The sequence below is a fragment of the Asticcacaulis sp. genome, from assembly GCA_024707255.1.
GTDB lineage: Bacteria > Pseudomonadota > Alphaproteobacteria > Caulobacterales > Caulobacteraceae > Asticcacaulis.
This window is the reverse complement of record JANQAC010000001.1, coordinates 1,358,520-1,371,445: the sequence shown is the minus strand read 5'-3', so window position 1 is coordinate 1,371,445 and position 12,926 is coordinate 1,358,520. Positions and strand designations below refer to the sequence as shown.

Annotated in this window: 13 protein-coding genes and 2 pseudogenes; 6 read left to right on the top strand and 9 right to left on the bottom strand. The window is 61.2% G+C overall.

Going from position 1 to position 12,926, the window contains the following annotated elements; translation table 11 throughout:
* Window positions 1-4: 4 nt before the first annotated feature.
* The 6 genes and pseudogenes from NVV72_06630 to rdgB all read right to left on the bottom strand — a co-directional run bounded on the left by NVV72_06630 (window position 5) and on the right by rdgB (window position 5,875).
* Window positions 5-1,564 (bottom strand): YifB family Mg chelatase-like AAA ATPase, encoded by a 1,560-nt coding sequence (locus tag NVV72_06630; protein MCR6659019.1) that lies wholly within the window; start codon window positions 1,562-1,564, stop codon window positions 5-7.
* Between the two features lie 190 nt (window positions 1,565-1,754).
* A complete protein-coding gene (gene gshB, locus NVV72_06625; GenBank protein MCR6659018.1) occupies window positions 1,755-2,708 on the bottom strand; it encodes a glutathione synthase in 954 nt (317 codons plus the stop codon).
* 52 nt (window positions 2,709-2,760) lie between these two features.
* Window positions 2,761-3,141, bottom strand: a complete 381-nt coding sequence (locus NVV72_06620; protein MCR6659017.1) for a YraN family protein — start codon at window positions 3,139-3,141, stop codon at window positions 2,761-2,763.
* A complete protein-coding gene (gene rsmI / locus NVV72_06615; GenBank protein MCR6659016.1) occupies window positions 3,134-4,000 on the bottom strand; it encodes a 16S rRNA (cytidine(1402)-2'-O)-methyltransferase in 867 nt (288 codons plus the stop codon). Before rsmI ends, NVV72_06620 begins: the two co-directional genes overlap by 8 nt.
* 3 nt (window positions 4,001-4,003) lie before the next feature.
* Window positions 4,004-5,119: a radical SAM family heme chaperone HemW gene (hemW, locus tag NVV72_06610; protein ID MCR6659015.1), complete on the bottom strand. Its 1,116-nt coding sequence runs from the start codon at window positions 5,117-5,119 to the stop codon at window positions 4,004-4,006.
* A gap of 143 nt (window positions 5,120-5,262) precedes the next feature.
* Window positions 5,263-5,875: pseudogene (gene rdgB / locus NVV72_06605) on the bottom strand (RdgB/HAM1 family non-canonical purine NTP pyrophosphatase).
* A gap of 105 nt (window positions 5,876-5,980) precedes the next feature.
* Here rdgB and NVV72_06600 point away from each other — a divergent pair.
* Window positions 5,981-6,502 (top strand): DUF2975 domain-containing protein, encoded by a 522-nt coding sequence (locus NVV72_06600; GenBank protein ID MCR6659014.1) that lies wholly within the window; start codon window positions 5,981-5,983, stop codon window positions 6,500-6,502.
* The gene (locus NVV72_06595; protein MCR6659013.1) at window positions 6,499-6,711 is read left to right on the top strand and encodes a helix-turn-helix domain-containing protein; all 213 of its coding nucleotides are present in this window, start codon (window positions 6,499-6,501) and stop codon (window positions 6,709-6,711) included. Before NVV72_06600 ends, NVV72_06595 begins: the two co-directional genes overlap by 4 nt.
* Window positions 6,712-6,884: 173 nt before the next feature.
* Here the strand turns inward: NVV72_06595 and rph are convergent, their stop codons facing one another.
* Window positions 6,885-7,601, bottom strand: coding sequence for a ribonuclease PH (gene rph, locus NVV72_06590; protein MCR6659012.1), 717 nt, complete (start codon window positions 7,599-7,601; stop codon window positions 6,885-6,887).
* 416 nt (window positions 7,602-8,017) lie between these two features.
* The gene (locus NVV72_06585) at window positions 8,018-8,371 is read right to left on the bottom strand and encodes a hypothetical protein (GenBank protein MCR6659011.1); all 354 of its coding nucleotides are present in this window, start codon (window positions 8,369-8,371) and stop codon (window positions 8,018-8,020) included.
* 122 nt (window positions 8,372-8,493) lie between these two features.
* On the opposite strand from NVV72_06585, the pseudogene hrcA reads away from it, so the two are divergent.
* Window positions 8,494-9,568: pseudogene (gene hrcA / locus NVV72_06580) on the top strand (heat-inducible transcriptional repressor HrcA).
* Between the two features lie 32 nt (window positions 9,569-9,600).
* Window positions 9,601-10,209 (top strand): nucleotide exchange factor GrpE, encoded by a 609-nt coding sequence (grpE, locus tag NVV72_06575; GenBank protein MCR6659010.1) that lies wholly within the window; start codon window positions 9,601-9,603, stop codon window positions 10,207-10,209.
* Window positions 10,210-10,406: 197 nt separating this feature from the next.
* Here grpE and rnk read toward each other — a convergent pair whose 3' ends face one another.
* Window positions 10,407-10,817 (bottom strand): nucleoside diphosphate kinase regulator, encoded by a 411-nt coding sequence (gene rnk / locus NVV72_06570; protein ID MCR6659009.1) that lies wholly within the window; start codon window positions 10,815-10,817, stop codon window positions 10,407-10,409.
* A 326-nt stretch (window positions 10,818-11,143) separates the two neighbouring features.
* Here rnk and NVV72_06565 point away from each other — a divergent pair, with 326 nt between their 5' ends.
* On the top strand, window positions 11,144-12,607 hold the full coding sequence (locus NVV72_06565; GenBank protein ID MCR6659008.1) for a M20/M25/M40 family metallo-hydrolase: 1,464 nt from the start codon (window positions 11,144-11,146) through the stop codon (window positions 12,605-12,607).
* Window positions 12,591-12,920, top strand: a complete 330-nt coding sequence (locus tag NVV72_06560; GenBank protein ID MCR6659007.1) for a hypothetical protein — start codon at window positions 12,591-12,593, stop codon at window positions 12,918-12,920. Before NVV72_06565 ends, NVV72_06560 begins: the two co-directional genes overlap by 17 nt.
* Window positions 12,921-12,926 lie beyond the last annotated feature (6 nt).

The window sequence follows — 12,926 nt, the reverse complement described above, 5'->3', positions numbered from 1 at the left end:
AGTATTAAGATACCACGCGGCCCTGCATTCGCGCCTCAACCTGATCATCGGCGGTGGCCGTGCGGCGATAGACCAGGGCTTCGGCGACGTGGCGGCGCAGAACAGGCCCGGACTGTTCCAGATCGGCAATGGTGCGCGCCAGCCGCAGGGTGCGCGTCCAGCCGCGCGCACTGAGCCCTGTTTGTTGCGCGGCCTGGGTCAGCAGGGCCCTGGCGCTGTCATCAAGGGCGCAAATCTGCTCCAGCCCGGCACCGTAGGCGGTGGCGTTCAGGCCATTATCCGTGGCCAGATCAAGCCGCCGGGCGCGATCAAGCTGGATGTCGCGCGCCACTGATACGCGGGCGGCGACCTCCTTCGAGCCTTCAGCCGGCGCCGGCAGGGCCATATCCATGGCGGTGACGGGCGGGACATCAATTTGCAGGTCGATGCGATCCATCAGCGGGCCGGATACCCGTCCCTGATAATCCCTGATGCAGCGAGGGGCCTTGCCGCAGGCGCCCTTGCCGACACCACCATAACCGCAGCGGCAGGGATTCATGGCCGCCACCAATTGCACCCGCGCCGGGTATTTGACGTGGTGATTGGCGCGCGCCACGATGATTTCATTGGTTTCCAGCGGCTGGCGCAGCGAATCCAGCGCCTGCGGCGAAAACTCCGGCAGTTCATCGAGGAACAGCACGCCATTATGCGCCAGGGAGACCTCGCCCGGCTTGGCGCGCGTCCCGCCGCCGGTCAGGGCCGCCATGGAGGCCGAGTGGTGCGGCGCGCGAAAAGGCCGTTCACGGGTGAGTTCACCCTTGGCGATCAGCCCGGCCATTGACCAGACCTGAGAGGTTTCCAGCAGTTCGCGTGAGGTCAGCGGCGGCAATATGCCCGGCAGCCTCTGGGCCAGCATCGACTTGCCCGATCCCGGCGGCCCGACGAACAGCAGGTTATGCCCGCCCGCCGCGGCGATTTCCAAAGCGCGTTTCGGCACTTCCTGGCCCTTAACCTCATTGAGATCGAGCGGTTTGGCCGACGCCTTCACCTCGCCGGCCACCGGTGGACTGAGCACGGCATGGCCCTTGAAATGATTGATCAGCGCGATCAGCGACGCTGGTGCCAGAATATTGACATCGCCCGCCCAGGCGGCTTCGGCGCCATTATCCGCCGGGCAGATCAGCCCCATGCCAAACTCAGACGCGGCGATGGCGGCGGGCAGGGCCCCGCTGATGGCGGCAATGCGCCCATCGAGCATCAGTTCCCCGACGCAGACATAGTTGGTCAGAGCATCTTCGGGAATAATGCCCATGACCGTCATGAGGGCCAGCGCGATCGGCAGATCGAAATGCGAGCCTTCCTTGGGCAGATCGGCGGGTGAGAGCGCGGCGACAATACGCTTGCCGGGCAGGCTCAAACCCATGCCGGCAAAGGCCCCGCGCACCCGTTCACGGCTTTCGGCCACAGCCTTGTCGCCCAGTCCGACCACATGAAAGGAGATGTGGCCATTGGTCAGGACAACCTCGGCCTCGACCCGGCGCGCCTCGGCGCCTTCAAACGCAATGGTGGTGATCCGCGCCGGCATGTCTTGCCCCCGTTTAATATCTTGCCGCTTTGCAGGTACGCCTATACTGGAATTATCCACAGACTAGCGCGACAAGAAATACAAAGCAAGAACAAAAATGGAACAAACGCGCATTTCCTCAACCCTGCCTTGCGGAGGGAGAATTGTCAGGCGTATTGTGTTGTTATCCGACGGGAAACCGCCCTCGTCATCAGGTCCGGTTCTGGAGCGTCTCGGCTATGCGATCCCACAAAATCTCGCCGGCATCAATCCCCTCAAAGGCTTTTAACTGCACAGCGCCGGTGGGAGAGGTGACGTTGATCTCGGTCAGGTAATCGCCGATCACATCAATGCCCACAAACATAAGACCTTTTTCCCTGAGTACCGGCTTGAGGATCTCGCAGATTTCCCGATCACGATTTGTGAGCACCAGCGGTACGGCCGTGCCGCCGACGCGCAGGTTGGAACGCACGGCGCCTTTTTCCGGCACCCGGTTGATGCCCCCGGCGATCTCGCCGTCAATCAGGATGATGCGCTTGTCGCCCGCGCTGACCGCCGGGATGAATTTTTGCAGGATAACCGGTTCCCGGCTCATACTGCCGAACAGCTCGATCAGGGCGTCGAGATTGCGGTCGCCGGCCTTGAGCTTGATGATGCCGTTGCCCGCCGCGCCATGCAGGGGTTTGAGGATACAATCGCCGTGGCGCTCGAAGAAATCATGCAGGGCCACCGGATCGGAAGAAATCAGGGTCGGCGGCTGCAGGCCGGGGAAGCGCGTTGCCAGCAGCTTTTCCGGCGCATCGCGCACGCTGGTCGGGTTATTGACCACCAGGGTCTTCGGATGAACGGTTTCGAGGAAATAGGTGGCGGTGATGTAGGCGATATCAAACGGCGGATCCTGGCGCATCAGGATGACATCGAGATCATCGGCCAGATCGAGCTTTTCAAATTCGCCAATGGTGACGTGATCGCCTTTCACGTCGCGTAAGCTTACCTTCCGGGCGCGGGCAAAGGGCTTGCCGTCTTCGTAGCTTAAGTGCTCGGGTTGATAGACCCAGAGGGTGTGGCCGCGCCTTTGGGCCGCCATCATGAGCAGGAAGGTGGTGTCGCCACCGATATTGATGTTCTCGATGGGGTCCATCTGGACGGCGACGCGCAGGCTCATGGAAGGCTCCTTAGTTCATTCCCATATGAGAGACCGCCCTTGCGATGACAAGCTAAAAGCGCTCGATTTTCTCAAAAGCGTTGATCTGGTGGCGCGGCCATTGACCCGGTGCGATCGTGTAGAGATCAATCACCAGATCGAGCCTGCGCAGGCGCGGTTTCTTTTCCTGGAGCGCCAGACCGGCCTGCCACAGGCGTTCCTGCTGGATGGCGGAAACCGTTTGCAGCGCCTCTTCGTGGCTGCGGCGCTGCTTGACCTCGACCAGATGCAGGCGTGTGCCCTTCTGGGCCAGGATATCGATTTCGCCCTGAGGCAGTTTCAGACGGAAACCAAGGATGCGATAGCCCTTCAGCATCAGGTGGACGAGCGCGATATATTCGGCCAGATGACCGCGTTTATGCGCCCTTGCCCCCCGCGAGGCACGATCAGCCACGCCCTTTTCCCTGCATTTCCAACGCTTTTTGATAGATCATCTTCCGCGGCAGGCCGAACATGGCGGAAAGCTGCCGGGCAGCATCGGCGGGGGCATAGGTTTCCAGTGCCAGCTTCAGGGCCTCTTCCAGATTTTCAGTGGAGGGCGCGGCTTCGACCGGTGGCGCAATGACCAGCACGATCTCGCCCTTGGGTTCCTGCAGGGCCGGATCGGCGACCAGTTCGGAAAGTCGGCCGCGATGGGCGGTCTCATAAAGCTTGGTCAGTTCGCGGCAGACGCAGGCCTCGCGGTCACCGAGTGTGGCGAGTATGTCGGTCAGGGAGTCATGCAGGCGCGGACCGGTCTCGAACATAACGAGGGTGGCCGGCTGGGCGGTAAATTCGCTGAGAAAGGTTTTCCGGGCGGCCGATTTATTAGGCAGGAAACCGGCGAACAGGAAGCGGTCGGTCGGCAGGCCGGACAGGCACAGCGCCGCCAGCACGGCTGAGGCGCCGGGAATGGGATGAACCTTGGCGCCGGCTTTCTGGGCTTCGCTGACCAGGCGGAAACCGGGATCGTTGATCAGGGGTGTGCCGGCGTCGGAAATCTGGGCGATGATCTGTCCATCGGCAAGGCGTTGCAGGATTTCCGGCAGGATCCTGTCGCCGGCATGATCGTCGTAGCGCAGCAGCTTTTTCTTGAGATTGTAGGCGGCCAGCAGCTTGCCGGCGACGCGGGTATCTTCGGCCAGCACCACATCGGCGGCACGCAGGATATCGAGCGCGCGCAGGGTGATATCGCGCAGATTGCCGATCGGCGTGGCGACAATATAGAGGCCGGGAGACACGGCGCGCGGTGGCGGAGCGAAGAAAGATTCCATGACTTAGGATAGAAGCTCGAACAGCAATCTGTCCAGCACAACCCGGCCTTTCGGCGTGGCGCGCAGGCGATCCGGCGTGAGTTCCAAAAAGCCCTGCTCGATCAGGGGCGCAGCTTTTTCGCGGATCGGCAGATTAGGCAGGCGATTCAGGGCCACGCCCTCGACCAGGCGCAGGCCCAGCATCAGGGCTTCTTCCTCGGCTTCAAGCGGGCTCAGGACTTCGGATTCGATGGGATTTTCGGAGGCGGTATAGGTTTTCAGATCGCGGTTGGCGATGGTGGCGGTGCGGATGCCTTCGCGGGTCAGCCGTCCATGCGCGCCGGGGCCGATGCCCATATAATCCACGCCCTCCCAGATCAGCACATTATGCGCTGAGCGGGCCGCCTTGCCGCGCGCATGATTAGAGACCTCATAGGCTTCAAAACCGAGGGATTCGAGGACGTCTTGTGTCCGAAAGTAAAAGCCTTCGGCCAGTTCCTCTTTTGGTGGCGACCATTGCCCGCGCCGGACGGCCCGGCCGAAGGCTGTCGCCTGTTCGATGGTCAACTGGTAGGGCGAGATGTGTTCTACACCCAGTGCCGCTGCAGCACGCAGTTCGGCTTCCCAGTCATCGAGCGTTTGGCCGGGCAGGGCATAGATCAGGTCGAGCGACACGCGGCCAAAGACGGTTTGCGCCGTCTCGATGCCGCGTATGGCCTCGGCGGCGGAGTGGTTGCGGCCGAGGAACTTCAAGGCCCCGTCATCCAGCGATTGCACGCCCAGCGACAGGCGATTGATGCCGGCGTCGCGGAAGCCTTCGTAGCGTGAAATCTCGGCGTCAGTCGGGTTGGCTTCGAGCGTGATTTCGATATCGTTGGTGTACGGAAAAAATTGCGCCGCCTGCGCGATCAGTTCGGCCACCCAGTCCGGCGGCAGAAGCGAAGGCGTGCCACCACCGAAGAAGACACTGGCCAGTCGACGATTGCCAAGCCCTTCGGCCTGGCGGCGCATATTGGCCAGAATGGCGTCGAACAGCGCACGCTGAGATGACTGTCCCCGATCCCGCGTGACGTTGAAATCGCAATAGGGGCAGATGCGCGAACAGTAGGGCCAGTGGATATAGAGGGAGAGGGCGGTCATACCCTTCTCCCTGCTTGCGGGGAGAAGGTGGCCCGCAGGGCCGGATGAGGGGCGTCCTGGGGGGCGGACAGATGGCCCCTCACCCGCCGCTTCGCGGCACCCCTCTCCCCGTAAACGGGGCGAGGGGAAAGGCTTTCCGCTCATCAAAACAGGGCCGCCCGCAATTGCTCAAAGGCGAGATGGCGATGACTGATCTTATCCTTCGCCTCGGGGTCCATCTCGGCGAAGGTCACGTCATAACCGTTCGGCCGGAAGATCGGATCATAGCCGAAGCCCTTGTCACCGCGTTTTGGAAAGACGATCTCGCCATCGACGCGGCCCTCGAAAACCGCCGCATGACCCTCCGGCCAGTGCCACGGCCAGGGCGCAGGTGAACCAGGCGCTCAGGCTATCTTTCCCCTCCGTTTCGCGGGCGATGCGCATCTTGTGCTCGATCACCTCCATGGCGCGATCGAAATCCTTGTAGGGCCCGGCCCAGCGCGCGCTGTAGATGCCGGGATCGCCGTCCAGGGCTTCAATGCTCAGGCCGGAATCGTCGGCCGGGGCCACCATGCCGGCGCTCATGGCCGCATGGCGGGCCTTCAGGATGGCATTGCCGATAAAGCTGACCTCGGTTTCGGGCGGTTCAGGCAGGTTCAGCGAACCAGCGGTGATCACCTCGTAGCGCCCTTCCAGCATGGCGGAAATCTCGACCGCCTTGCCGGGATTATGCGTGGCGGCGATCAGCTTCTGGCCGGGGATCAGGTGCAGGGGCATGTCGGTTCTCTCGTTTCGCCGCCTTCTAACCTATCCTTACAAATAGGTCACTTGTGTTTTAAGTGGAACTTATGGAACACTAAAGGAAATTTTGAGGACTAAACCATGCGTTTTCTGGGGCCGCGCTCCATTTCCAGCCTGCTGAAGACGGCGCTCGATGTCGTCTATTACGGCCTCTACAGCCTGATCGCCGTGGTGGTAGCGCTGTCGGTCTGCCTGCTCAGCGTACCCAATCTGGCCGCGGAAGCGGTGCGGCGCTTCAATGTCGATGCCAGTCTTTCGGCGGGGTCGATGGCCTTCATGCTGATGGCGTTCGGCGCCTCGCTGGCCGGTTACCTGCTGATCACCCACTGGACGCGGCAGATATTCCGTACCTTATCGGAAGGAGACGTCTTCCACCCGGACAACACCATCCGTCTGCGCTGGATCGGCTTTGGTCTCGGCGCGCTGGAGGTCTTCGGCTACCTGGCGCGCGGTGTGGCCTCGGGCGTATTTCACCTGCATTTCGAGCCGATCTACGGCCTGCGGGCGGTGACGACCTGGTTTGCCGTTCTGGTGGTTTTCGTACTGGCGGAGGTTTTCAAGGAAGGCGCCCGCCTGCGCCAGGAAGTGGATCGCACTATATGATCAAGTTAAAGCTGGCAGAGGTTCTGGCCCGCAAACGGCTGTCAGTCGTCGAACTGTCTGATCGCACCGGCCTTAGTGTGCGTGATCTCGAAATCCTGCGCGACCAACAGGCATTGGCGCTGCGTTTGCGGACACTGGATTGCCTGTGCCGGGCACTGAGCTGCCAGCCCGGTGACCTGATCGAATATGCGGAGGATGAAGCTGAATGAAAATTCTATCCAAAGCGGATAATCTGGTTACCGCAGAACTCAGCTCTCAAGACCTTCTTGCCATTACAAACTCTCTTAACGAGGTATGCAATGGCATAGACATTCGAGCATTCGAAACCAGACTGGGATGCTCAAAAGAATATATTCAAAACCTTTTGGAACAGTTTAGGGCCTTAGTTTCCTAGGGCCGCGTTCTGCAAGTCGAACAGTTCCTTTGCGCCCTTGATGCCCAGGTCGTAGAGCGCATTGAATTCATCACGCGAGAAGCCGCGCTTTTCACCGGTGGCCTGGATTTCGACGGCTTCCAGATTGCCGGTGATAACGAAATTGGCGTCGGTCTCGGCGTTGGAATCCTCGTCGTAATCGAGATCGAGCACCGGGGTATTTTCAAAGATGCCGCAGGATATGGCGGCGACCTGATCGAGGATCGGCGACTTTTCCAGTATCTTGTCGACCACCAGTTTGTTGCAGGCCATGGAAAGCGCCACCCAGGCGCCGGTGATCGAGGCGGTGCGCGTGCCGCCATCGGCTTGCAGCACGTCGCAATCCAGCGTGATCTGGCGCTCGCCCAGGGCCTTCAGGTCGATAATGGCGCGCATCGAGCGGCCGATCAGGCGCTGGATTTCCTGGGTGCGGCCCGATTGCTTGCCGGCAGCGGCTTCGCGGCGCGAACGGGTGTGGGTCGAGCGCGGCAACATACCGTATTCGGCCGTCACCCAGCCCTGGCCCTTACCCTTGAGGAAGCCCGGAACCCCCTGTTCCAGCGAGGCCGTGACCAATACCTTGGTATGGCCGAAAGTGACGAGACACGAGCCTTCGGCATAGCGCGTCACGCCGGTTTCCAGCGTCACGGCACGCATCTGGTCGGGCTTGCGGTTGGATGGGCGGATGGTTTTCAGCGCGGAAAGGGCGTCAAAGTGCGACATGCGAGGGCCTCATGGGAATAATGCCCTGCCCGTACAGTAAAGCGGCCGCTATGGGAACGCCGATACCGTAATAAAAGTAGCGAGACTCTATTTTTTCTTTTCGCTGGGCGGTGGCGGATAAGGAACGGGTATGGCCACTTTGCATGACGAGGTGGCGCAAACATAGGGCTGTCCCTTATAGACGCCGGATGTCTGGCCAGGCGGTATCACCTTTTTGGCGGGCATGGTTTGCGCCATTGGATCGTTGCCGCGACCATTCTGCGGCGCATCGGTCCTGCCGATGTCTCCGTGAGGCGATGGCGAAGGCAGCGCATTTATATCGACGCAGGCGGCAAGACCCGCTGCGACCACAAGCCCGCAGATAACAAGGATGGGTTTCATCATTCCGAACCGTAGCGGTTCTGCTCCTGCTCCAAAGGCGTGCGGGTATTATAGACCGGCGTGACCGTCTTGCACTTTTTGTCGGCGCAGGCGAAGCCCCGATGGTTGTCATCGTGCGAGGTCCATTCGGCGATGCGCGTGGCCGGTCGGATCAGACCGGGCGTGGTATCGATGGCCGCGAGGCTGCTTTGCTTTTTGAGATCGGCATAGGCGGCGGGCGCCTTCGTTGGGGTTTGCAGGGCTTCGGTGGCGGCGGGCGATGCCGGCGGGGCATAGGTGTAGTCCTCGGTCAACGCCGCCGTGGTCGCGGACAGACCGAGTATCATGATGCAGGTGAACTGAACCGGACGCATGACAGACTCCTTCTTGCATTCGTCAGATTTGGCTTCATTTGTGGCGCAATTGTGGCGGTTAATAAGGCTTGGCGCAGGGGCGCAGGCTTTGCTAAACTGAGGGGGTGAAACACTCCCCGCACATGACCGGCCTGATGAATTCCAGCGCGTCCTTAAGCGAGCTGGATCAGCGCGCCCGCGATATCTTCCGCCATGTGGTCGAGACCTATCTGGAAACCGGCGAGCCGGTGGGATCGCGCACCGTCTCCAGGGGGCGGCGTCCACCTGTCGCCGGCCTCGATCCGCAACACCATGCAGGACCTGGCGCATCTGGGCCTGCTCTCTGCGCCGCATACCTCCTCCGGCCGGATGCCGACCCATCAGGGCCTGCGCCTGTTCGTCGATGGCCTGCTGGAGATCGGCGATATTGGCGAGGCGGCCAAACGTGATATCGAGGCCCGCCTGACCGGCCGCGGCCAGACCTTTGACCAGGCGCTGCGCGAAGCCAGCCAGATGCTTTCGGGATTGGCCGGCGGTGCCGGCGTGGTGATGACGCCCTCCTTCGAGGCCGGGGTCAAGCACGTCGAATTCATCGCCCTTTCCGCCGAACAGGCCCTGACCGTGCTGGTGTTTGATGACGGCCGGGTGGAAAACCGCCTCATGCCGCTGGCGCCGGGCATGACGCCTTCCGTGCTGGCCGAGGCATCAAACTATCTCAACAGCCACCTGAAGGGTCGCACCCTTTCCGAAGCACGCGTCGAGCTCAAGGCCGAGCTCGACACCGAGCGCCAGAGGCTGGATGAGGCCGCCGCCCGGCTGATCGAAGAGGGTCTGGCGGTCTGGTCGGGCGGCGATAAGGAAAAGCGCGCCCTGATCGTGCGCGGCCGCGCCAATCTGCTGGAGGCGACGCAAAGCCTGGAAGACCTGGAGCGGGTGCGCTCCCTGTTCGAGGATCTGGAGCAGAAGGAAGAGCTGATCGACCTGTTGGATGACGTGAAAGACGCACAAGGGGTGCGAATTTTCATCGGATCGGAGTCGAAACTGTTTTCTTTGTCGGGCTCGGCTGTTATTGCAGCGCCTTACATGGTGTCCCCGCAAAAGGGCGCGGCGAAGGTGATGGGCGCGATCGGCGTGATCGGGCCCGCCCGGTTGAATTATGCGCGCATCATCCCACTTGTGGACTACACCGCCCGGATTCTGGGCCGCCTGCTTGAGTAAGGGACGGCCTGAAAGTTTAAAAGGACTACGAGATGAGTGACGAAATCGAGAACGAAGACGGTATTGAACTGGAGCAGGACGCGACTGAACTGCTCAATGCCGAGCTGGAAAAGCTGACCGCCGAGAACGCCGCCCTGAAGGAACAGGCCCTGCGTTACGCCGCCGAGGTGGAAAACATCAAGCGCCGCGCTGAGCGCGAGGGCAATGACGCCCGCGCCTACGGTATCCAGAAATTTGCCACCAGCCTGCTGAACGTGGCCGATGTGCTGCAACGCGCCCTGGGCTCCGTGCCGGCCGATATCGCCGATCCGGCCTTCAAGAACTTCGTGGCCGGTATCGACATGACCGAAAAGGAACTGGCCGGCGCTTTTGAAAAGAACGGCGTCAAGAAGATCAACCCTCTGAAGGGCGAGAAGTTCGATCCCAACCTGCACCAGGCGGTGATGGAACAACCCTCGACGGACGTCGAAGGTGGTGGCGTCATTATGGTCATGCAGGCCGGTTACGAACTGTTTGGCCGCGTCATCCGTCCGGCCATGGTGGCCGTGGCCGCCAAGTCGGCTGCCGCTGCGCCGGTGAAGAATGGCTATGACAACGGCTCCGCGGAAGGCGAACACAAGGTCGACACCCAGGCTGAGTAAGTTACAGCCCGCATGGCAATTAAACCCCCATCGGAAACCGGTGGGGTTTTTTTGTGTGTTATGTCAAAGGTAAACGGGTTTCAGGTCGAATGTCGAACGGCACGGAAACGAATCAGCGACGAATCACTGACATCGCCAGGTTACCTGTTTGTTCACCGCTATATCTGGTAGCTTAAAACCGCCTTAACCATAGACTTTCAGCCGCTGACAGCGGTTACGGTCAAGCTGCGGCGGCGGCCATCGGGAGATTGCCAGTCGATGGTCTGGCCGATGGAAACACCGATCAGGGCGGCGCCGACGGGTGTCAGGATCGAGATACGGTTGGAGGCGATATCGGCCCGGTCCGGGAAGACCAGTTCCACCGTGCGGCTCAGGCCGTCTTCCGTGATGAAGGTGACATGGGAGCCCATCCGCACCGTTTCCGGCGGCAATATGTCCTGGGCCACGATACGGGCGCGCTCCAGCTCGGTCAGCAATTGTTCGGCAGCGGCGGCCAGGTGGCCGCGCGCCTGATCGGCCAGCCGGTGCAGGGCGTCGAGATCGTCTTCGCCGATCAGGATAGCGGGCAGGCGGATAAGCCTGGGTGATTGGATATGGGTCTGGGACATGATTTCATACAGGAGAGCGCCCGGAGGCCGAATTCACCACGGGCGAAAGGAACATTCAGGATGTGTGTGCCGGTGAAGATGGCCGGGCGGGATTAAGCTCCGGTCATCTGCATAAAAGGGCGCCCCCGAAGCTCGGAAGGCGCAGGGCCGAGCTTCGGGCTAGGATCCTGTGACAGGATTCCCTTTGAGTGAACGAACAAGCGTGAGCCGGACGCGGATAATCATACACTTAAGGTAGGTCTGCTGACCGGAAAGTCAAGTTTGGCGCGGCTTGACGATGTTTGCGCCTGTAACTAACACTGATGGCTTCCATAGAAGGGTCGTCCATGCTGAAACACCGTCTTGCCGTCGCCGCCAGCCTGCTGGTCTTTGTCTCTTCCGCGGCGGTGGCCCGGCCCTGGACGGTAAAGCCGGAATGGGTAGCGGCGCATGAAGCCTTTCTGGCCTCGGATGCCCTGCGCGGCCGCAAGAGCGCCTCGCCGGACGAAGCCATAGCGGCGGCCTATGTGGCGGCGCAGTTCCAGAGCTATGGTCTGAAGCCCGCGCCGGGTATGGACGGCTATCTGCAAACCGCCGGTGTGGTGACGCCGAAGCTGACGGGCCATGCGGTACTGAGTGCTGGCACAGCGAAGGTGACTGAGGGTGACGGCCTGACCCTGCTCTATTCCAATGGCAAGCCGGTATCCGGGAGCCTGGCTGTGGTGGCTTCCGATGATATTGCCAATCTGCCGGCGGGTGATATCCTGCTGATCAGCAATCCGGGTAAAACGCCGCTTTCGGACTGGTGGCGCGCCGCCCGAGGCAAGGGTGTGAAGCTGTTGATCGTGCGAGACGGTGATGACAGCCATGCCCTGCTGAAGCGCTTCGGCGGCCAGACCGGCACCGCGCCGCAACTGGACAGCGGTCAGAACGGCATGGGCGGCGCGCGGCCGGACCTCGTCGCCCTGTCCGATGCGGCTTTCGGTCAGGTGGCCGCCGCCAATAGTCAGGCGGTTACGCTCGACCTCGGTGGCGCCACCCTGGAACGCAGCCTCACCACCAATGCCATCGGCTATATCGAAGGCAGCGATCCGTCTGCCGGCGTTATTCTGGTGACGGCGCACCTCGATCACCTGGGCGTGCAGCCCGACGGAACGATCATGCACGGGGCCAATGACGATGCCTCGGGCACGGTGGCGGTGCTGGAAGTGGCCCGTGCGCTGGCCGCAGGGAAACAGCCCAAACGCGGCATCCTGTTCGTCGCTTATGGCGCGGAAGAAATCGGCGGACTGGGCTCGACATACTTTGGCGAACATCCACCGGTGCCGCTCGACCGGATCGTCGCCAATCTCGAATTCGAAATGATAGGGGCGCAAGACCCGAAGATGACGAAGGGCGAACTGATGATGACCGGGTTCGAGCGTTCCAATCTCGGCGAGACCCTGAAGTCAAAGGGGGCAAAAGTGACCTCCGATCCTTATCCCGACCAGCATTTCTTCGAGCGCTCAGATAACTATTCGCTGGCCCTGAAAGGCATTGTCGCCCACACCATTTCCGGCTGGGCGGTCACGCCCACCTATCACGACAAGACCGACGATATCGCTCACCTCGACCTGCCCTTCATGACTCAGGCGATCCAGTCGCTGATCGTGCCGGTCGAGTACCTGGTGAACAGTGACTTCAGGCCGGAATGGAAGCCGGGGGAAAACCGGAATAGGCACAGGTTCCTGATTGCTTTCTTACCTTCCGGCGTGGAGACTCCGCCGGGAGGGGAGACGAGCAGGAGGCCAGATCATGGTCAAGACCGTTGAAAAAGACGATGTGAAATACGGCCATGTCGAGAACAAGGCCGATATCGACCGCATATTCGGTGAAATCCGTGACGACATCAAGCACGCGCACGACCGCGAACGTCTCACCGAGCTTTATCGCCGTGCCGGCTATCTCATTACCCTGACCTATGCACCGACCTGGGAAAAGCGCTTCGGCGACAAGGCGGCGGGCTTGCGCAAGGAGGCGGAGACCGATTTCCGCAAAACGGCGCGCCTCATCAATGCGAAGGCCGAGGATATCGGCGAAAAGGCCGATTATGACGAAGCCTGGGGCCGGATGAAGGCCAAATGAAGAATT